This is a genomic window from Streptomyces sp. NPDC017993 (genome assembly GCF_044328065.1).
GTDB lineage: Bacteria > Actinomycetota > Actinomycetes > Streptomycetales > Streptomycetaceae > Streptomyces.
In genome coordinates this window covers 170981-189720 of the sequence record NZ_JBIRGO010000005.1, presented here as the reverse complement: position 1 = coordinate 189720, position 18740 = coordinate 170981, and the positions used below count along the sequence as shown (strand labels likewise).

The 18740-nt window shown below is 72.2% G+C and carries 14 protein-coding genes; 12 read left to right on the top strand and 2 right to left on the bottom strand.

All coding sequences use genetic code 11. The features are described 5' to 3' along the window. Positions 1-43 precede the first annotated feature (43 nt). From ACH4FH_RS10450 to ACH4FH_RS10395, 12 genes are all read left to right on the top strand, one after another. Positions 44-373 carry a hypothetical protein gene (locus ACH4FH_RS10450; protein WP_398555368.1) on the top strand — a complete coding sequence of 110 codons (330 nt, stop codon included), beginning with the start codon at positions 44-46 and terminating at the stop codon, positions 371-373. A gap of 44 nt (positions 374-417) precedes the next feature. Then, positions 418-1083: a hypothetical protein gene (locus tag ACH4FH_RS10445; protein ID WP_398555367.1), complete on the top strand. Its 666-nt coding sequence runs from the start codon at positions 418-420 to the stop codon at positions 1081-1083. Then, positions 1080-1466 (top strand): hypothetical protein, encoded by a 387-nt coding sequence (locus tag ACH4FH_RS10440; protein ID WP_398555639.1) that lies wholly within the window; start codon positions 1080-1082, stop codon positions 1464-1466. The genes ACH4FH_RS10445 and ACH4FH_RS10440 overlap by 4 nt, the downstream gene beginning before the upstream one ends. Beyond that, positions 1459-2601 carry a hypothetical protein gene (locus ACH4FH_RS10435; RefSeq protein ID WP_398555366.1) on the top strand — a complete coding sequence of 381 codons (1143 nt, stop codon included), beginning with the start codon at positions 1459-1461 and terminating at the stop codon, positions 2599-2601. The genes ACH4FH_RS10440 and ACH4FH_RS10435 overlap by 8 nt, the downstream gene beginning before the upstream one ends. Before the next feature lie 87 nt (positions 2602-2688). Next, a complete protein-coding gene (locus ACH4FH_RS10430) occupies positions 2689-3216 on the top strand; it encodes a phage baseplate assembly protein V (RefSeq protein ID WP_398555365.1) in 528 nt (175 codons plus the stop codon). Between the two features lie 22 nt (positions 3217-3238). Next, complete coding sequence (locus ACH4FH_RS10425; RefSeq protein WP_398555364.1) at positions 3239-3583, top strand: hypothetical protein; 345 nt, start codon at positions 3239-3241, stop codon at positions 3581-3583. After that, positions 3580-3966 (top strand): GPW/gp25 family protein, encoded by a 387-nt coding sequence (locus tag ACH4FH_RS10420; RefSeq protein WP_398555363.1) that lies wholly within the window; start codon positions 3580-3582, stop codon positions 3964-3966. The genes ACH4FH_RS10425 and ACH4FH_RS10420 overlap by 4 nt, the downstream gene beginning before the upstream one ends. Next, entirely contained in the window at positions 3963-7157 is a 3195-nt protein-coding gene (locus ACH4FH_RS10415; protein WP_398555362.1) for a putative baseplate assembly protein, read from the top strand. Before ACH4FH_RS10420 ends, ACH4FH_RS10415 begins: the two co-directional genes overlap by 4 nt. Then, the gene (locus tag ACH4FH_RS10410) at positions 7154-10969 is read left to right on the top strand and encodes a putative baseplate assembly protein (RefSeq protein WP_398555361.1); all 3816 of its coding nucleotides are present in this window, start codon (positions 7154-7156) and stop codon (positions 10967-10969) included. Before ACH4FH_RS10415 ends, ACH4FH_RS10410 begins: the two co-directional genes overlap by 4 nt. Positions 10970-11042: 73 nt before the next feature. Further along, positions 11043-13238 carry a hypothetical protein gene (locus tag ACH4FH_RS10405; protein WP_398555360.1) on the top strand — a complete coding sequence of 732 codons (2196 nt, stop codon included), beginning with the start codon at positions 11043-11045 and terminating at the stop codon, positions 13236-13238. A 114-nt stretch (positions 13239-13352) separates the two neighbouring features. Next, positions 13353-14966, top strand: coding sequence for a DUF6519 domain-containing protein (locus ACH4FH_RS10400; protein WP_398555359.1), 1614 nt, complete (start codon positions 13353-13355; stop codon positions 14964-14966). Continuing rightward, positions 14966-15886 (top strand): peptidoglycan-binding protein, encoded by a 921-nt coding sequence (locus ACH4FH_RS10395; RefSeq protein WP_398555358.1) that lies wholly within the window; start codon positions 14966-14968, stop codon positions 15884-15886. The genes ACH4FH_RS10400 and ACH4FH_RS10395 overlap by 1 nt, the downstream gene beginning before the upstream one ends. Before the next feature lie 322 nt (positions 15887-16208). Here the strand turns inward: ACH4FH_RS10395 and ACH4FH_RS10390 are convergent, their stop codons facing one another. Then, complete coding sequence (locus tag ACH4FH_RS10390) at positions 16209-17627, bottom strand: hypothetical protein (RefSeq protein WP_398555357.1); 1419 nt, start codon at positions 17625-17627, stop codon at positions 16209-16211. Positions 17628-17720: 93 nt separating this feature from the next. Beyond that, positions 17721-18638 (bottom strand): hypothetical protein, encoded by a 918-nt coding sequence (locus tag ACH4FH_RS10385; RefSeq protein ID WP_398555356.1) that lies wholly within the window; start codon positions 18636-18638, stop codon positions 17721-17723. Positions 18639-18740 lie beyond the last annotated feature (102 nt).

Sequence of the window (18740 nt, the reverse complement as noted above, 5' to 3'; positions counted from 1 at the left end):
CCTAAGGATTCCCTCCGGATGGACTACTGCTTTTAACAAATTCATGGAACTCCCGGCCTTTGAGGGACTTTCCCGAGAGGATCGACAGGCATATCTCACCGAAGACCTGCTATCCCTGATGTCAACCGAGTTCGCCGGAGAGTATTGGCGCACCGAGCCAGACCCACTCATCCTAGATCTGGGCTGGTACACCCCCCTAGAAGGACCAGGCTTCTACCGACTAAATGTGATCCACGCTTCACGCGAAGAGCCAGTAATCAGTATGGAGAGTGGAGATCAGTACATCATCCGAGATGCCATCGATAACATCCTTGAACGACTCTCCGAAGGAACGCCGATCGAAGAGATTTCGCTTTCCGATTTTGATGGCTGATAACTATTCATGGACCCTTGTGGCGAAGTGCGGAGGAAACCGCTGTGACCACCTACGCCGACATCCCCAAACCCATCCGCTCCGGCCTCGTCATAGTCGACCCCGAGCGCGGCACCCCCCAGCGCATCATCGTGCTGCAGTTCAACCCGGACACTCTTGAGCGTTCAGTAGCGCCTCAAGCCGCCGGAGGAGAAGGCGGTGGTGGCGGAGGCGGGAGTGGTGGCGACCGTAACGAGGCGCTGCGGCTGAAGGGGCCGGCGCAGGAGTCGTGGAAGTTCACCGCCGAGATCGACGCCACAGACCAGCTCGACGTCGCCGCGCCCGACGGGATTCATCCCCAACTCGCCGTGCTCGAGATGCTTGTGCAGCCGACCACCGCGCAGTTGAGGGCTGCGTCCAAGCTCAGCAAGAAGGGGACTATTGAGATCAGCCCCATCGAGATGCCGTTGACGCTCTTCACCTGGGGCAGCAAGCGGGTCATGCCAGTCCGGCTGACCGAACTCTCCGTCAACGAGTCGGCCTTCGACGTCAATCTCAACCCGATCAGGGCCTCGCTCAGTATCGGGATGAAGGTGTTGACCGTGAGCGATCTGCCGGCCGGGCATCGCGGTGCCGAGTTGTATCTCGCGCATCTCGCGCAGAAGGAGCAGTTGGCTCGGCGGGCGCGGGGCGGGAGCCTGGCGCAGCTTGGGCTCGGGGGAGGGATCTGAGAGTGATCGAGCCGTATGAGAGTGCGTTGGACGATGTGCCGGGGGCGCATCCGTATCCGCGGAGCAGTCGGTATCACGATGTGGAGATCGGGGTGCATCGGGCCGCGGACGGCAGTGAGGTGAAGTACGCCAAGCGGAGGTTGCTGCCGCCACTGGAGCACGATGAGGACGAGACCGTGCCGCACATCGTCAGCGACGGGGAGCGGGCCGATCATCTCGGGCAGCGGTATTTCGGGGATTCGGGGCAGTGGTGGCGGATCGCGGACGCCTACCCGGTGCTCGGGCCGAGGGAGTTGACCGATGAGCCGGGCGAAGAGATAGCCGTGCCGTTGCCCGGTGGGTTCCCCGGTGGCATGGGCGGGCCGGGGGTGCGGAATGGCTGATGACCTGCCCGTGGGCGGCGGGCCCATTCACGTGTCGCTGTACATGGGGCCCAAGTTGGCGCGCCTGGTGCCGCAGGAGGTGACGGAGGCGCTGCTGTCCGCCCAGATCACCAGTACTGCGGGTGAGCGGAGCGGGTTCCAGCTGGCCTTTGACCTGACCAAGAAGGGGGCGATTATTCAGCGGCTGCTGCCCGAGGGGTTCTTCGACCCCAAGACGCGGGTCATCCTCACCGTCGCCGTGAAGGGGACGCCTGTGGTGCTGCTGGACGGGCTGATCGTGCGGCAGGAGGTGGGGGCCAGTAATCAGCCCGGGCAGACCACGCTGACGGTCACGGGTGAGGATCTGACGCTGCTCATGGACCTTGAGGAGCGGACCGACCGGTATCCGAATCTCGCGCCTTCGCAGCGTGTGGAGAGGGTTCTGTCGAAGTACGCGGATTACGGGATCGAGGCCCGGATCATTCGGGAGCAGGTGCCGCAGCCGCCGCGGGAGCAGTTGCGGGTCGACTACCAGACGGGGACCGATCTGCAGTACGTGAATGACCTGGCGCGGGCCAACGGTTACACGTTCTACCTCGACCCCGGGCCCGTGCCCGGGCGGTCCACCGCGTTCTGGGGGCCGGAGCAGCGGCTCGGGCAGCGACAGCATGCCTTGAACGTGAATATGGATGTGAATTCGACCGTTGATCAGCTGACTTTCGCTTATGACGGGACGGCAAGGGAAGAGCCGCAGGCTCGGGTGCAGGATCCCGTGACGCGGCAGGCGCCGCTCCTCGCGCAGCCCGATATCAGCCCGCTCAGGCCGCCGCTCGGCCGGCGTGCGTCGCCGGCGCTGAAGCGGAGGACGCTCTCGGGGACCGCGAAGAAGGATGAGGCGCTGGCGAAGGCGGAGGCTTTGGGGCGCGCCGCCACCAGTGCCGATGCGATCAGTGGGTCGGGGCAGTTGGACGTGAACCGGCACGGATATGTGCTGCGACCAAGGGAGTTGGTCGGGGTGCGGGGCGCGGGGGTCACGTACGACGGCGATTACTACGTGAAGAGCGTGACGCACAATCTCCGGCCGGGGTCCTACCAGCAGAACTTCACGCTGTCGCGGGAAGGACTGATCGCCCGCAGTGGCACCGTCCGGCCGTAACGGCCGTAACGGCCGCATCTCTCCTCCGCACCGCGCAGTACCCGACGTGCAGCACAGACGCGCAGCACACGACCAGGAGCAGCTCGTATGGCGCCAGCATCGAACAATCGCTTCCTCGGCAAGTTCCGGGGCCGGGTGGCGAGCAACAACGATCCGATGCGAATCGGCCGGATCACCGCCTATGTGCCCGACGTGCTCGGCGACGACGCGTCCACCTGGGCCATGCCCTGCTTCCCGTTCACGGGCGCGCAGGCGGGTCAGTACGTGATGCCGAGCGAGGGCGCGGGCGTGTGGATCGAGTTCGAGCAGGGAGATCCGAGTTTCCCGGTATGGACGGGGTGTTGGTACGGGTCCGAAGCCGAGTTGCCGGTGGACGCGCAGGCCGGGGCGCGGGCCGGGGCCGAGCCGGTGGTCATCGAGACGCAGGGGCATCACAAGATCGTGCTGTCCGATGTGCCGGAGGAGGGGATTCTCCTCCAGGCACCGGGCGGTGCGTATGTACGGATCAACGCGGCGGGCGTTCAGATCAACAACGGCCTGGGAGCGTCGATCCTGCTCCAGGGCGACCAGGTCGACATCAATGAGGGCCGGTTGACCGTGCCCAAGAAGCGATAGCGAAGACGGGGGAGCGAGAAACGTGTTGACCGGGAATCTCGTCCACGGCGGTGCCGTGATCAGCTGCCCGCACGGCGGCCGCGCGGTGTCCACCGCGGCCGCCGGCAGGAGCGTACGCGTCGACGGTGTGCCCTTGGCCACCGCCGCCGACCTCTTCACGGTCAGTGGCTGCCCACACTCCGTCGGCGGCCGGCCACAGCCGTGCACCAGCATCCGCTGGACGCCGGCCGCGGGCGAGGACGCCGTACGAATCGACGGGGTGCCGGTACTGCTCGACACCTCGGCGGCGATGTGTTTCAGCGCCGGGCTGGTGCCGCAGGGCCCGCCGGTCGTGGCGCCCGTCCATCAGGGGGTGTCCAGCCGATGAGGGCTGCGAAGAAAATACGTACCGAAGTGGCGTTCCCGTTCCGGGTCGACCGGCGGGGGCGTACCGCGCATGCCGATCACGACGACCATGTGCGGGATCTGATCGAGCAGTTGCTGTTCACCAGTCCTGGTGAGCGGGTCATGCGGCCGGACTTCGGCTGCGGGCTGCTGGATCTCGTCTTCACGCCGAACAGTCCGGAGCTGGCGTCGGCCGTGGAGTTGTCCGTTCAGGCGTCGTTGCAGCGCTGGCTGGGGGATCTCATCGAGGTCGAGTCGCTGGACGTGGTGAGCGAGGAGAACGTCGTACGGGTGTATCTGCGCTATGTGGTGCGCTCCACCGCGAGCCGGCGCGACGAAGTGTTCGAGGGGCGGGGCGAAATATGAGTGAGCAGCAGCTCATCAGCGGTGAGCTGGTGTGCCGGACCGATCAGCGGCGGGGGCGTATCAGGGCCGCGCGGCTGAACGGCATCGACGCGGTCGAGGTCGCCGACGACGGGGTGACGCTGACCGTCACGTTCCTGGGGAAGGCGCCGCACGGGCTGTGCCCGGAGAACGTACGGATCGACGGCGGGCGGCGGATCACCGGCCTGGAGGCGGTGGAGGTCAGCGTCGAGCGGGAGGAGGATCCCGAGCTGGACGACCGGCTGCATGTGGTCCTCGACCGGACCGGTGATACCTCCACCTACCGTCTCTCCCTGGTCGCCACCGATCCGTACGGGCGGCCGGGCACCGAGCCGTACGAGGGCTTCGACCAGCGGTATTTCGGTGCGGAGTTCCGTTTCCGGGCCGATTGTCCGAGCCCCTTCGACTGCGTCGACGAGACGGGCGCCGACTGCCCGGACACCTTCAGGCCCGCCCCGGTGATCGACTACACCGCGCGCGACTACGACACACTGCGGCAGCTGGCCTTGGACCGGCTGCGGCTGACGACGCCGGACTGGGTCGAGCGCAACCCCGCCGACCTGGGCATGACGCTGGTCGAGCTGCTGGCGTACACGGCCGACCAGATCAGTTACCAGCAGGACGCCGTGGCGACGGAGGCGTACCTCGACACCGCGCGGCGCCGGGTCTCGGTGCGCCGTCATGTTCGGCTCATCGACTATCCGATGCATGACGGGTGCAGCGCGCGGGCCTTCGTCGCGGTCGAGGCCACCGAGGAACTGGACCTGCTGCCGGGCGAGTTCCGCTTCGCCGCCGTCGACGTCCGTACGTACGGGCCGCACGACCGGCCCGAGGTCGGGACCGTCATCGACGACCGGGATCTGGCCGTGCTGGACGAGCGCGGGTCCGTCGAGGTCTTCGAGCCGGTGTCGGAGGCGCCCCTCTGCCTGCGCCCCGAGCACAACGTCATCCGGCTGTGGACCTGGGGCGACGAGGTGTGCGCGCTGCCGAAGGGCGCGACATCGGCGACGCTGCGCGACGAGTGGACCGACGAGGCGTGCGAGTCCCGTTCCTTGCGGCTCTCCCCCGGTGACCTGCTGTTGTTCGAGGAGGTGAAGGGGCCGCGTACGGGTACGCCCGGCGACCAGGACCCGAGCCACCGCCAGGCCGTCCGGCTGACCTCTGTCACCCCTGCCGTCGACCAGCTCGACAACCAGCCGGTGCTGGAGGTGACCTGGGCGCCGGAGGACGGGCTGACCTTCGCGCTGTGCCTGTCCACGCGGGGCGGCAGCGACTGCCGGCCGGTGGACGACGTGAGCGTCGCGCGCGGCAATGTGGCGCTCGTCGACCACGGGCGGTCGCTGACCTTCGGGGAGTGCCCGGAGGGCGTTCCGGAGACGGTGACCGTGCCGCCGGTACCGGCCGTGACCGGCTCCTGCGAGCCGCCCGCCTTCGGCTGCGGAGACGTCAAGGACGGCGGCAACGCCACCGCGCGGACCATCAACGCGCTGCTGGAGAAGACCACGTGCCATCAGTCGCTGACCGCTGACGACATCCGTGAGCTGTTCACGATCGTCGGCGAGGAGGAGACCGTACGGGCCGGGCTCGGCCTGGAACTGGCCGGGCAGCGGCGCGAGAAGGTGGTACCGGGGACTGCTTACGCGCAGGCCGAGGCGTTGCGCACGCTGCTCGCGCAGTCCGTTTACCCGGGCATCGGGCCGCGCTTCCGCCCCGTCCTGCACCGCTCCCCCGTCGCCCAGACGGTTCCCTTCCCGCAGCCCGCGCAGGTCGCGGCCGGGCAGGCGACGCGGCTGGCCGGCATCCGGGACCGGGTGCGGGCGCGGCTGGTGGAGCTGTGGCGCAGCGCCCGCGACCACGACGGGCTGTCGGATGAGGAGATCGCCGAGCTGACGGTCGTCTTCGGCCTCAAGGTCCTGGAGCGGCTGGAGCTGCGCCACCACCCCGTGCGGGCGTTGCGTGAGCTGCTGCACCGCGGCGACAGGCTGCTGCGCGCGAAGCTGCGCCGCCTGGACGTGCTGAGCGCGCGGGCCCACGCGGGTGCGGTGCTGGACGGCCGGATCGCCTGGGAGATCGCGCACACCTGGGGCCCCGCGTACGCGGTGGGGCTGCATCCGGACGAGCCGGTGCTGCACGGCCCGGCGTCCGCCCTGTTGCCCGATCCACGGGTCGCGCTCCCTGCCGTACGTCTGCAGGACGGGGAAGACACCTGGGTCCCGCGCCGCGACCTGCTCGGCAGCGGCCCCCGGGACCGGCACTTCGTGGGTGAGCTGGAGGACGACGGCCGGATCGCGCTGCGCTTCGGTGACGGCCGCTACGGCGCCCGTCCGGTGCCCGGCAGCCGCCTGACGCTGCACTACCGGCTGGGTGGCGGCACGGCGGGCAACGTCGGCGCCGAGGCGATCAACCACCTGGTGCTCAGCCGTGCTCCACGGCTGTCGGACGCCGGCGCCCCGATGCCGGTGGCGGGCGTACGCAACCCGCTGCCCGCGACCGGCGGCGCCGAGCCCGAGCCGATCGAGCAGGTCCGCCAGCTCGCTCCGCTGGACCTCAAGCGGACCCGGCTGCGCGCGGTGACCGCCGCGGACTACGCGGAGCTGGCCTCGGCGCTGCCCGGGGTGCAGCGGGCCGCGGCGGAGATCCGCTGGACCGGCAGCGTCCAGGAGGCGCATGTCGCCGTCGACGCGGCAGGGTCCGGCGAGCCGACTCCGCAGCTGCTGGACTCCGTCGCGTACGCGCTGGAGAGCTACCGGCGGATCGGACACGGCCTGGTGGTCGAGCCGGCCCGCACGGTGCCGCTGGACATCGAGATCGAGGTATGCGCCGCGCCGGGGCACCAACACGGCCAGATCCTGGCGGAGTTGACGCGGGTACTGAGCAGCCGGCGACTGTCCGGGGGCCGGCTCGGCTTCTTCCACCCGGACGCGCTGACGTTCGGCGAGCCGGTGCGGCTTTCCCGCCTGGTGGCGGTGGCCGCGGCGGTCCCGGGCGTGCAGAGCGTACGGGTGGTCCGGCTGGAACGGCTCTTCTCTCAGGTGCACATGGACGACATCGACAACAGAGCGCTGGAGGACGGTGTGCTGCGGCTCGGCCCGCTGGAGATCGCCGTGTGCGACAACGACCCGGAGCGGCCCGAGAACGGCCGGCTGGTCATCGAGCTCGGGGGTGCCCGATGAGTGCGACATGCGGATGCGGCTGCGGGGGCGGCACGAGCGATGAGCGCCGCGCCCCCGACGCCCTCTACAACCCGCCGGGCCGCTCGGCCCTGGACCACCGCGTCGGCGACTACGGCTCGTTCCTGGCCGGGATGCTCGACCGGCTCGCCTCGCCCGCCTACCCGGCGCTGCGCGGCCTGACCGTACGGACCCCGGACGACCCGGCGATCGGACTGCTCGACGCCTGGGCGGTCCTGGGTGACGTCCTGACGTTCCACTCCGAGCGGATCGCGGATGAGGGCTATCTGCGGACCGCCAACGAGCACCGCTCGCTGGCCCTGCTCGGGCGGCTGGTGGGCCACCGGCCGCGGCCGGGCGTCGCCGCCGACACCCATCTCGCGTACACCCTCGACAAGGACCCGCGCGCCGAGGACCTGCCGGTGGTCATCCCGCGGGGCGCGCGGAGCCACAGCGTGCCCGCCGCCACCGGCGAGGAGTCGCAGACCTTCGAGACCAGCGAGGATCTCACCGCCCGCTGGGCGTGGAACGAGCTGAAGGTGCGCAGGCGCCGCCCGGCCCTGATCACGGCCGAGGATCTGGCCAAGCGCGCGGAGCTGTACGTCTCCGGTACCTCCACCTCACTGCAGACCGGTGACCAGCTGCTCTTCGACTTCGGGAACAAGCAGCTGCTGCTGCCCGTCGCGAAGGTCCGCACGGACCGGGAGGAGGACCTCACCGCGATCGGGCTGCCGCAGTCCGCGCCGCCCACCCTGAAGGAGCTGGTGGACGAGCTGCGGCAGTGGATCACCGAGCCGGAGGACGGCGGGGACCCCGACGACCCGGACGAGCCCGGACCGCCCACCCCGCAGACCCCGAACCCGCGGCCGGTCAGCAAGCTGATCGCCACCTTCGACGCGCAGGTGCTGGCACCCCTCCGCAAGGACCTGGACGGCATCAAGACGCCCGCGGCCTTCGCCGAGCGGCTCGCCGCTCCGCATGAGCGGCTGGCCGAGGCGCAGGTGCTGGCCGAGGCGTACGAGGAGGTGGCGGCCTGGTTCGAGCAGCTGGCCGCCGTGGTCGCCGAACTCCGCGAGCGGGCGGGAGACTTGGAGCCGGCGCGGAGCGTACCGGGCAAGCCGAAGGCCGCGGGGTCGGCGCCCGAGCCGTCCGCCGCGCTGCGGGCGCTCGGTGCCGTGCTGCCCGCGCTGCGCACCAGCGTGGTCCGTCCGCCGTCCGGCGCGCGGGCCGTCTCGCGCGACCCGGGCCGGCTGTTCGCGCCCGGCTCCGACCTGACCGCGCGGCTGCTGTCCGCGCTGGATCCGCGGCTGGCCGACGGGATGTACGCGGCGTGGCGGCAGGCCGCGCCCGAGGTGCCCGCCGCGCTGCGCGCGCTGCTGGCGATGCGGGTGACGTCCGCCCCCTTCGGGTCGACCGCTCCGCTCAAGCCCGTTCAGGACGACAAGGGACGCGTCATCCGGCAGTCCGACTGGCCGCTGACCGGGGGCATCCTGACCAGCGTGCGGATCCTGTTCGACACGGCCGGCCGGGTGCCGGTGAAGGCGGAGTTCCAGCACACCGAGACGGGCAGTTCGGTGCAGCGCACCGAGAACCTGCCGTCCGACACCGCCTTCGACTTCGGCCCGGGGCGGGTGGAGCTGTCCACCCGGGTGGCCCAGGACCACGACCTGAGCTGGCTGGGCCGCCGCCCGTCCGATTCGCAGGAGGCCGGGATCACCGCCCGGCTGCTCTCGGGCCTGCCCGAGCGCACCCTGTTCGTGTCCCGGCCGGACGACGAGGGAAAGATCCAGGTCGCGATCCACAACGGGGAGACGAAGGAGTGGCACCTCGCCCCGGGCGACAGGCAGCAGATCCGGCACGGCGAGTACGAGGTGACCGTGCGCCGCGCCCCGGGCAGCGAACCGGCCGCCGTCGAGATCGGCATCGCGACGGTCCCGGCGCCCGCCAACCGCTACGTGCTGCCGCTGGAGTCGGTCCAGGACGGCGTCACGGTCGGCAGCTGGGTCGCGATCCAGCGTCCCCGCAAGGGCGCGGAGGGCCCGGACGGCATCCCCGGCGACAAGAAGCTGGCGTTCGTCACGACCCGCGTCAAGGCCGTGCGCACCGCCGCGTACACCAACTACGGCATCACCGGCCGGGGCACCGAACTGACCCTGGCCGACCCCTGGCTGGACGAGCACGACGTGACGCTCTCGGCGATCCGCGACACCACCGTGCACGCGGGCGGGCAGCCGCTGCGGATGGCCGACGAGCCGCTGGGCGAGGACGTGCACGGCAATGAGCTCGAACTGGGCTTGCTCCACGACGGGTTGCTGCCCGGCCGGCACCTCATCGTCTCGGGCGAGCGCACCGACATCCCGGGCTCGGCGGGGGTTCGGGGCACCGAGCTGGCGGTGATCGCCGCCGTCGAGCAGCGCCTCGATCCCGACCTGCCGGGCGATCACGTCCATACGACGCTCACCCTCACCGCCGACCTCGCCTACCGCTACCGCCGCGACACCGTCCGCATCCAGGGCAACGTCGTGGCCGCCACGCACGGTGAGTTCCGGGACGAACCGCTGGGCAGCGGCGACGCGAACCGCGCGAACCAGACGTTCGCGCTGTGGCAGTCCCCGCTGACCTGGCTGCCCGCGGACAACCCCCTGGGCGCCACACCCGAGCTGGAGATCCGGGTCGACGGGCTGCTGTGGCACCCGGTCGACAGCCTGGCGGGGCGCGGCCCGCGCGAGCGGGTGTACGTGCTCGGCGCCGCCGCTGGGGGCACCTCCCGGTCGAGCGGAGCCGAGAGCGGGGGAAGCCGTGCCACGGTGACCTTCGGCGACGGCAAGCACGGCGCCCGGCTGCCCACCGGACACGAGAACGTCCGGGCCCGCTACCGCTTCGGCACCGGGCAGGCCGCCAACGTCAAGGCGCACCGCATCACCCAGGCCATCACCCGGCCGCTGGGTGTCACCGGCGTCACCAACCCGCAGCCGGCGACCGGCGGCGCGGACGCCGACGGCCCCGGCCTGACGCGGCGCACCGTCCCGCTCGCGGTCTCCGCGCTGGACCGGCTGGTCTCGCTGCGCGACTACGAGGACTTCGCGCGCTCCCGGGCAGGCATCGGCCGGGCCTCGGCCCGCGAACTGTACGACGGGCGGCGCAAGGTCCTGCATCTGACCGTGGCCGGGGTGGAGGACAGTCCGCTCGGCGAGGACGCCGAGGTGCTGCGGGCGCTGCGCTCCTCTCTCGCCGAGTACGGCGACGCCCGGCTGCCGGTCCGGGTGGACGTACGTGAGCCGGTGCTGCTGCTCCTCATGGCGAAGATCAAGGTGGCGGCGGACCACGCCTGGCCGCTGGTCGAACCACGGGTCCGACGGGCCCTGCTGACGGAACTCGGTTATGCGGGACGTGAGTTGGGTCAGCCGGCGCGGCTTTCCGAGGTGCTCGCCACCGCGCAGGCGGTGCCCGGCGTCGACCACGTGGACGTCGACGTCTTCACCGGCGTCCCGGCCTCCGTCACGCCCGGCGAACTGGCCGGACTCGCGGACCGGTTCACCGAACCGCCCCCCGCCTCGGTGCCGTCCCGGCTCGCCACCTACGACGAGCAGGTCCATGTGGCGACCGAGGACGACCGGGAGACCCTGTCCGCCGTCGCCGCGCGCTACGGCATCGCGCTGTCCGAACTCCTGCGTCTGAACCCTGACATCACCGACACCCGTCCGCTGGAGAAGGGCCGCGCGGTCTGCGTCTTCCGCGGCATCCGCCCTGCCCAACTGGCCCTGTTCTCACCGCAGGTCGCGGACACGCTGATCCTCACGGAGGTAGCCCGATGAGCGAACGAGATGAGCGGATCATCGGGAAGTGCACGCCTCGCGCACGCGAGGCCGAGCGAAGCGAGGGAGTGGCATGAGTACGACCAGGGAGCCGGACGGGCTCGCGGAGCTGCTTCCGCAGTGGCACCGGCTGCGCGACGCGGAAGCCGGGGAGCCCCTGCGGGCACTGCTTGCGGTGATCGCCGAGCAGGTCGACCTGGTGCGCGACGGCGTCGCCCAGCAGTACGACGACTGGTTCGTGGAGAGCGCCGCCGAGTGGGTGCTGCCCTACCTCGGCGACCTGGTGGGCTACCGGCCGCTGCCCGGCTACGAGCGGGTGCTGGCGACCGGGCTGCGGGACGGCGGGCTGCCGGACTCCTCGCGGCGACGGCTCGCCGAGGCGCTGGCGCCGCGCCGCGACGTGGCGGCCACCGTCGGCAACCGCCGGCGCAAGGGCACCCTCGCGCTGCTGGAGGAGCTGTCGGAGGGCGTCGCCGGGTGGCCGGCCCGGGCGGTGGAGTTCTCGCGGCTGGTGGCACACCAGCAGCCGGTGAAGCTGTACGGCTCGGGCACCGAGGCCGGCAACGAGCGGCGACGCGGGCGCGGGCGCCTGGTGGACGTACGGGACGGCGCGGCCCTTGACCTGGCGGGCGGACCGTTCGGGACCATCGCCCGGTCGGTCGATGTGCGCAACGTCAACTCCCGCCGAAAGCAAGGGGGTTATACCCCTGCCGGGGTCGGCCTCTTCGTCTGGCGGCTGAAGCCGTACGCGGTGACGCACGCGCCCGCGTACTGCATCGACCGGGCCCGCAACCTCTACACCTTCTCGATCCTGGGCAACGACACCCCGCTGGTGACCCGGCCGGAGCCGGAGCCGTCCGCTTCGCACATCGCGGCCATCGACAACGTGCCGGCCGCGATCCGCCGCCGCCAGCTGCACGACCGGCTCGCGGACTACTACGGCCCCGGCAAGAGCTTCACCATCCGGCGAGACGGCCACGACACCCCGATCCCGCTGTCCGACGTCGTCGTCGCCGATCTCAGCGACTGGCGCTACCGGCCCAAGAGCGGCCAGGTCGCCGTCGACCCGGAGCTGGGCCGGCTGGCCTTCGGCTCGCGGTCCGCCCCGCGGCAGGGCGTGTGGGTGGACTACCACTACGCGTTCGCGGACGACCTCGGCGGCGGCGAGTACCTGCGCGAGGACCGTGCGGAGCGCGAACGTCACGCGCCGCCGCCGGACACGGCCGTCTACCGCGTCGGGCCCGGCCAGACCTACCAGCGGATCATGGACGCGTACGGCGCGTGGCAGCACGACCGCCGGGCCGGGCGGTGCGGCCCCGACGGTCTCATCGAGATCACCCACAGCGGCGCCTACCAGGAACAGCTGGACTTCGACCTGGACCCGGGCGACCGGCTGGAGCTGCGCGCCGCCGAAGGCACCCGGCCCGTCATCCGGCTCCTCGACTGGTACAGCAACCGGCCCGACGCGCTCAACATCCGTGCCCGGGAGGAGGATTGCGCTCCCGGTGAGCGGCCCCGGATCGTGCTGGACGGCCTGCTGGTCGCCGGCCGCGGCCTCAATGTCACCGGGCCGATGGGCTCTCTGGTGCTGCGGCACTGCACCCTGGTACCGGGCTGGTCACTGGAGCCGGAGTGCGACCCCGCCTCCCCTGAGGAGCCGAGCCTGGTCCTGGACCGGACCACCGCCTGCGTCGAGATCGACCGCTGCATCCTCGGCACCATCGAGGTGATCGGCGAGGAGGTGAGCACCGATCCGCTGCCGATCCACCTGCGCGACAGCATCCTGGACGCCACCGGCCACGACCGCGAGGCGCTGTCCGCGCCGGACTGCCGCCACGCGCACGCCGTGCTGCACGTCCACCGCTCCACCGTCATCGGCGAGGTGCACACCCACGCCGTGCAGCTCGCCGAGAACAGCATCTTCACCGGGCGGATGCATGTCGCCCGGCGAGGCATCGGCTGTATCCGGTTCTCCTACGTCCCGCCGGGGTCGCGTACCCCGCGCCGCTACCGCTGCCGGCCCGACCTGACGGGCCCGGCGGACGCGGCCCGGGTGCGGCCACTGCTGCGCAGCGAGCGCTACGGGACGCCGGAATACGCGCAGTTGGCGGCCGGCTGCGCCGAGGAGATCCGGCGCGGCGCGGAGGACGGCGCCGAGATGGGCGCCTGGCACGACCTCTACCAGCCGCAGCGCGAGGACAGCCTGCGGGCCAGGCTCGCCGAGTACACCCCTGCCGGCACCGACGCCGGAATCGTGTTCGTGACGTGACGCCCCGACCCGTTCGTGAGGTGAACTCCCCGCCCGGGGGACCCGATCCACCCACCGCCCGCGACCTTCCGACTCTTGACCTTCTGAGCATTCCGTACGAGGGGGACCCCTTCCATGCACGCCGATCTCTCCCGCATCACCCACCGGCCGGAGCGTCACTACTCCGCGGTCGTCGCCCAGCAGGGCCGCGTCCAGCTGGACGCGGACGCCAATGAGCAGACCGCGATCCAGCTGTTCCAGGCCCGGACCCTCGCCGCCGACCTGATCGGGCAGCACGGCGGGCCGCGCGGCGCCACCGGCTTCAAGATCGAGATGCAGGGCGGCAGCCGAGAGCTGGACGACCTGATCATCAGCGGCGGCCGCTACTACGTGGACGGCATCCTGTGTGACGCGACCCGCCCCGAGCCCGGCGTGCCGGTGCCCGCGGACGGCGCCGCCGACACGGGCGGCAAGGACGGCGCGGACGCGGACGCCGCCGACGAGCCGGCCGCGCCGCCCGCCACCTGGACGTACTGGGACCAGCCCGACGGCTTCCGGGACCCGGAACGCCCCGGCGACCGGCTGCCCACCCGGTTCCCGTACCTGGCCTACCTGAAGGTGTGGGAGCGCACCGTCACCGCGGCCGAGGACCCGGCGCTGCGCGAGGTGGCGCTGGGCTCGGCCATGCCGGACACCGCGGCCCGCACCAAGGTGGTGTGGCAGGTGCTGCCGCTGCCCGCCTCCGAGCTGGACCTGGAGGACGACAGCCCGCCGGTCGACGACGTACGCGCGGCGTTCGCACGCTGGGCGAAGAAGGCCGGCACCCCTGCCTCCCGTCTCGCGGCGCGCAGCGAACGCCCCGACCAGGCCGACGACGAGCCGTGCCTGGTCACGCCGGACGCCCGCTACCGGGGGCCGGAGAACCAGCTCTACCGGGTCGAGGTGCACGACGCGGGCACCGTGAAGGACGCCACCTTCAAATGGTCCCGCGAGAACGGCTCGGTGACCTTCCCCGTCGACGGCCTGGACGGCACCTGGGTGGAGTTGGCGACGCTGGGCAGCGACGACAAGCTGGACCTGAACGTCGGCGACCGGGTCGAGTTCGTGGACACCGCGTACACCAGTCGGGGCGAGGCGGAGCCGCTGCTGCGGGTGGAGGAGCTCGACCTCCCGGGGCGGCGGGTACGGCTCTCGGACGAGCCGGCGCAGGGCGTCGGACGGCGCCCCGAACTGCACCCGTTCCTGCGCCGCTGGGACCACCACGAGGGCACCCACAGGACCAAGGGCAACACGCGCACCGGCGGGCTCCAGCACGGCGCGCTGCGCGTCGAGGAGGGTCGCTGGCTGCCGCTGGAGGACGGCGTCGAGGTGTACTTCGCCGCCGGCGGCACCTACCGCACCGGCGACTTCTGGCTGATCCCGGCCCGTACCGCCACCGGTGGCGTCGAGTGGCCGACGGACCCGGCCCGCCGACCGCTGCTCCAGGCACCCGCCGGCATCGTGGTGCACTACGCGCCGCTGGCGTGGGTACAAGGTGAACAGGCCGCCCCCGACCTGCGGCTGGCCTTCCGGCCGCTGTCCGCGGGCATTCCGGCCGCGGACGAGGCGGCGCTCGCCGCCGAGGCCGAGGCGCGGGCGGAGGAGACGGACGGCGCCCCGACGGCGACCGAGGCCGCGGGCCCCGCGGTCAGCAGGTCCCAGACGACCGCCGCCGCCGAGGCGGCGGCGGACGAGGGAGGTGCGAGCTGATGGCCACACCGCTGACCGCGACCCGGCTGCTCAAAGCCCTGCGCGACGAGGGCCTGGTCGTGCACGAGGTCCGCAACTGGCGGAAGCACAACCGCAACTCCAAGGGCCCGTGGGGCCCGGTGAACGGCGTGATGATCCACCACACCGTCACCAAGGGCACCGCCGGCTCGGTGGACCTCTGCTACGACGGGCACCCGAATCTGCCGGGCCCGCTGTGCCACGGCGTGATCGACAAGAAGGGCGAGATCCACCTCGTCGGCAACGGCCGCGCCAACCACGCGGGGCTCGGCGATCGCGACGTCCTGCAGGCGGTGATCAACGAGACCGAGCTGCCGCCCGACAACGCCACCGACACCGACGGCAACCGCCACTTCTACGGCTTCGAGTGCATCAACCTCGGTGACGGAAAGGACCCGTGGCCGGAGGCGCAGAAACTCGCGATCGAGAAGGTCTCGGCGGCGATCTGCCGTGCTCACGACTGGACCGAGCGCTCGGTGATCGGCCACAAGGAGTGGCAGCCGGGGAAGGTCGACCCGCGCGGCTTCACCATGGACACGATGCGCGGCCGCATCAAGAAACGGCTGGCGAAGGCCGCGGAGGGCAGCGCCGAGCCGGGCGGCAAGGGCGAGGACACCGCCGGCTCCCCGCCACCGCCGAAGCCGCAGCACCCGCCGTACGAGCCGTTCCCCGGCAGCGGCTTCTTCCACGCGGGCGCACGCAGCGCGGTGATCACAGCCATGGGCAAGCGGCTGGTCGCGGAGGACTGCGGTCAATACAAGAGTGGCCCGAGCCCGGAGTGGACCGAGGCGGACCGCAAGTCGTACGCGGCCTGGCAGCGCAAGCTCGGCTTCTCCGGCCGGGACGCGGACGGGGTCCCGGGCAGGGTGAGTTGGGACCGCCTGCAGGTGCCCCACTCGTAGCGGCACGGGAAGAACCGGGCGAGCTGCCCCCTTTTTCGGGGCGGCCCGCCCGGTTCCGGAAAACACAAGGCCGGGCGGTCCTCCCCCACAGAGGTCCGCCCGGCTGTTCATGGGTGTTCCGGCCTGTCCGGACTCCGCGGTGACGCGTGAGCGTCCCGCGTGGCTGCCGCCGCAGCCGGTCGGCCGGCCCCGCGATGGGGCCGCCCGACCTGGAGCGTTCCGGTGCTGCCGGTGGTACGGCCGGGGCCCGCCGGACGGAAAGTGACCGTCCCGGGGGCTACGGCTGACGCGCCGCGCCGTACCGCTGTCCGAGGGCTCGGACTCAGACGCCCTGGACCGGGAGGGTCGGCTGCGCCGGGACGGCCGGACGAACCGGGAGGACCGGCAGGACGGGGAGGGCCGGGATGTTGGCGGCGTTGGTCAGGTCGGCCGGAACCGCCGGGAGAGCCACGGCGTGGGCCAGGGCGGCGGGCACGGCCGGGACGGCGGGGGTGGCCGGGAGGGCCGGGGTGGCCGGGAGGGCCGGGGTGGCCGGGAGGGCCGGGGTGGCCGGGAGGGCCGGGGTGGCCGGGAGGGCCGGGAGGGTGGCGACGTCGGTCAGGTTGGCCGGGACGGCCGGCGTGGCGGGCACAGCCGGGACGGCGGGGACGGCGGGCACAGCCGGCGTGGCGGGCACGGAGGGCAGGTTCGCGGGAACCTGAGCGGGCGCCAGGTCCTGCGCACCGGCGGCAGCGGTGGTGGCGACGCCCTGCGCGTCAGTCACCACAACGGTGACCAGGCCCTGGGCGAACGGGGAGGCATCCGCGGCCACACCCTGCACGAACGGAGTGGCGTCCGCCGCCACACCCTGCACGAACGGACCGGCGTCGGCCGTCACGTCCTGCACGAACACCTGCGCGCGGCCACCGACGGTGGTCACGAAGGGGGTGGTGTGGGCAGCGGCGTCACCGGCGAGCTGACCGGCACCACCGACGGCCCCCTGGGCGACCGGCACCACCTTGATGACGACGCGGCGGGCGACGGGCGGCAGCACATCGGCGGCGGCCTTGTCGACGGCCGGACGGACCGTGTTCAGACCGCCCTGGGCCTGGCTCGTCAGCTGCTCGGGGCGGACACCGGCACCGGCGATACCGGCGAGCAGGTTCTCGGCCGAGCCAGGAGCCTTGGGCAGCGCGGGAGCCTTGGGCAGCGCGGGCGTCGCCGGCAGCTTCGGGGCGGCGGGCAGACCGGCGGACGGCAGGCCCGGGGTTGCAGGCAGCGACGGGGCGGCGGGCAGCTTGCCGTCCGTCAGCTTGCCGGCCCGCTTCAGGGCGGCCTTGGCGGCCTTCTGCGCCTTGGCGGCCTTCTTGCCCGCGTCCTTGGCCTCTCGCAGGTCGGCGGCCTTCTTCACGTCGGCAGCCTTCTGCAGGTCCTGCACACCGGCCGGCGTGCCGGCCAGGGCACCGAGACCGTCGGCCGACGGCAGCTGCGGGGCGGCGGGCACGGTGCCGGTGGGCAGAGCGTCCGTCGACGCACCGTCGACGGCGCCCTTGGCCTTGTCGGCGGCCCCGCCCACGGTCTCCTCCGCGGTACCGGCCAGGTCACCGGTCGGCAGCCGCTTCGCGGCGTCCGTCACCGTGTCGGTGGCCGACAGATCGGGGCTGACGGGCAGCTCAGCCGCGTTCGCGGTGACGGAACCCAGGGCCCACAGGCCGGTGGCTGCGGCGGCGACAACGATGGAACGGCGAATGTTGGAGCGCATGATGAGGAAGTCCTTCGAATTCAGAGGGTGTTGACGGGCAGACCTGTCCCGCCCCCGCGCGGCAGGTCGGTTACAGACGCGGAGCGGTCTGCCCTAGCCCGGGAATTCGAGGATTTCTTCGGCACGCCGACGCGTCGGAGCGCCGTCGGCCGTGCGCACGCCACCCGGCAGCAGCCGGAAGCGCGGGGAATCCGCCGTCGACGCGGCGTTCTGGTCCCCGCCACGGGGACCGTGGCCATCGCCCGCGGTGTGCGAGGAAGGCGCCGGCACAGGGCCCTGCGGGGTTTGCCCCGGAAGGCCGTGGGACCCCTGGTCCCGCTGTTCCTGTACGGCGGGACGTGCCTGCTCCGCCGCGGTGCGAGGGTCGTGGGCCGCATCGGCGTACGCCTGCGCGGCGGAACCGGTTGCCCCGGCGGCCCGCGCACCGGCCGGCTGCTCGCCGAACGGGGCGCCGCCCTTGCCGGGGGTACCGTCGCCGGGCTGACCGGCGTTCTCGCAGGTCGGAAGCTGAATGGGCAGCTCCGTACCGGCCGCGTCCCGCAGTTCGCGTGCGACACCGGTCACCGGCGCGGCGACCGGGTCGGTGACCCGGGCGGCCTGCTCGGCGGCGGGCCGCACGGTCCCGGCGAACGCGCCGTCCGCGGCGTCCTTGTGCGCGGCCATCTCCGTCCGGGCCGTCTCGCGCTGCTGCGCGAACTCGGCCTCGGAGCGGGACAGTCGGTCCGTCGCCCCGTCCCGGGTGGCGGCCCGGGCCGGGGTGGACGTCTCGTCCGGGGCCGGAGCCCTGGTCGAGAGGTCTGCTGCGCTCTCATCGACGGCCTGGCCCTTGACCGGGGCGGCTGCCCCGGAAAGATCCTGCTTCGCCGTGCGGTCGTCGGCGTGCGCGCCGGGTCCGAAGGCGAAGCCGAGGGCGACGAAGCCCACCAGGAAGAGCCCCGCGAGCAGTGCGCGCCGCACGGCCACCGAGCGCGGCAAGCGCACGGCAGCAGGCAGGACGGACACAGCGGACACGGAGGGCCTTCCCATACGGACGGGGACACACGGGCCTACGGCCTCGGTGTCACTCGCGTCGCGGGCGATCGAGCGATCGGGCTGATACTTGCACGACAAGCC

Excerpts from the sequence above, each read along its gene's own strand:
- ACH4FH_RS10450 (WP_398555368.1), top strand. The coding sequence starts at position 44 with ATGGAACTCCCGGCCTTTGAGGGACTTTCCCGAGAGGATCGACAGGCA.
- ACH4FH_RS10435 (WP_398555366.1), top strand. The coding sequence starts at position 1,459 with ATGGCTGATGACCTGCCCGTGGGCGGCGGGCCCATTCACGTGTCGCTG.
- ACH4FH_RS10430 (WP_398555365.1), top strand. The coding sequence starts at position 2,689 with ATGGCGCCAGCATCGAACAATCGCTTCCTCGGCAAGTTCCGGGGCCGG.
- ACH4FH_RS10420 (WP_398555363.1), top strand. The coding sequence starts at position 3,580 with ATGAGGGCTGCGAAGAAAATACGTACCGAAGTGGCGTTCCCGTTCCGG.
- ACH4FH_RS10415 (WP_398555362.1), top strand. The coding sequence starts at position 3,963 with ATGAGTGAGCAGCAGCTCATCAGCGGTGAGCTGGTGTGCCGGACCGAT.
- ACH4FH_RS10410 (WP_398555361.1), top strand. The coding sequence starts at position 7,154 with ATGAGTGCGACATGCGGATGCGGCTGCGGGGGCGGCACGAGCGATGAG.
- ACH4FH_RS10405 (WP_398555360.1), top strand. The coding sequence starts at position 11,043 with ATGAGTACGACCAGGGAGCCGGACGGGCTCGCGGAGCTGCTTCCGCAG.
- ACH4FH_RS10400 (WP_398555359.1), top strand. The coding sequence starts at position 13,353 with ATGCACGCCGATCTCTCCCGCATCACCCACCGGCCGGAGCGTCACTAC.
- ACH4FH_RS10395 (WP_398555358.1), top strand. The coding sequence starts at position 14,966 with ATGGCCACACCGCTGACCGCGACCCGGCTGCTCAAAGCCCTGCGCGAC.
- ACH4FH_RS10390 (WP_398555357.1), bottom strand. The coding sequence starts at position 17,627 with ATGCGCTCCAACATTCGCCGTTCCATCGTTGTCGCCGCCGCAGCCACC.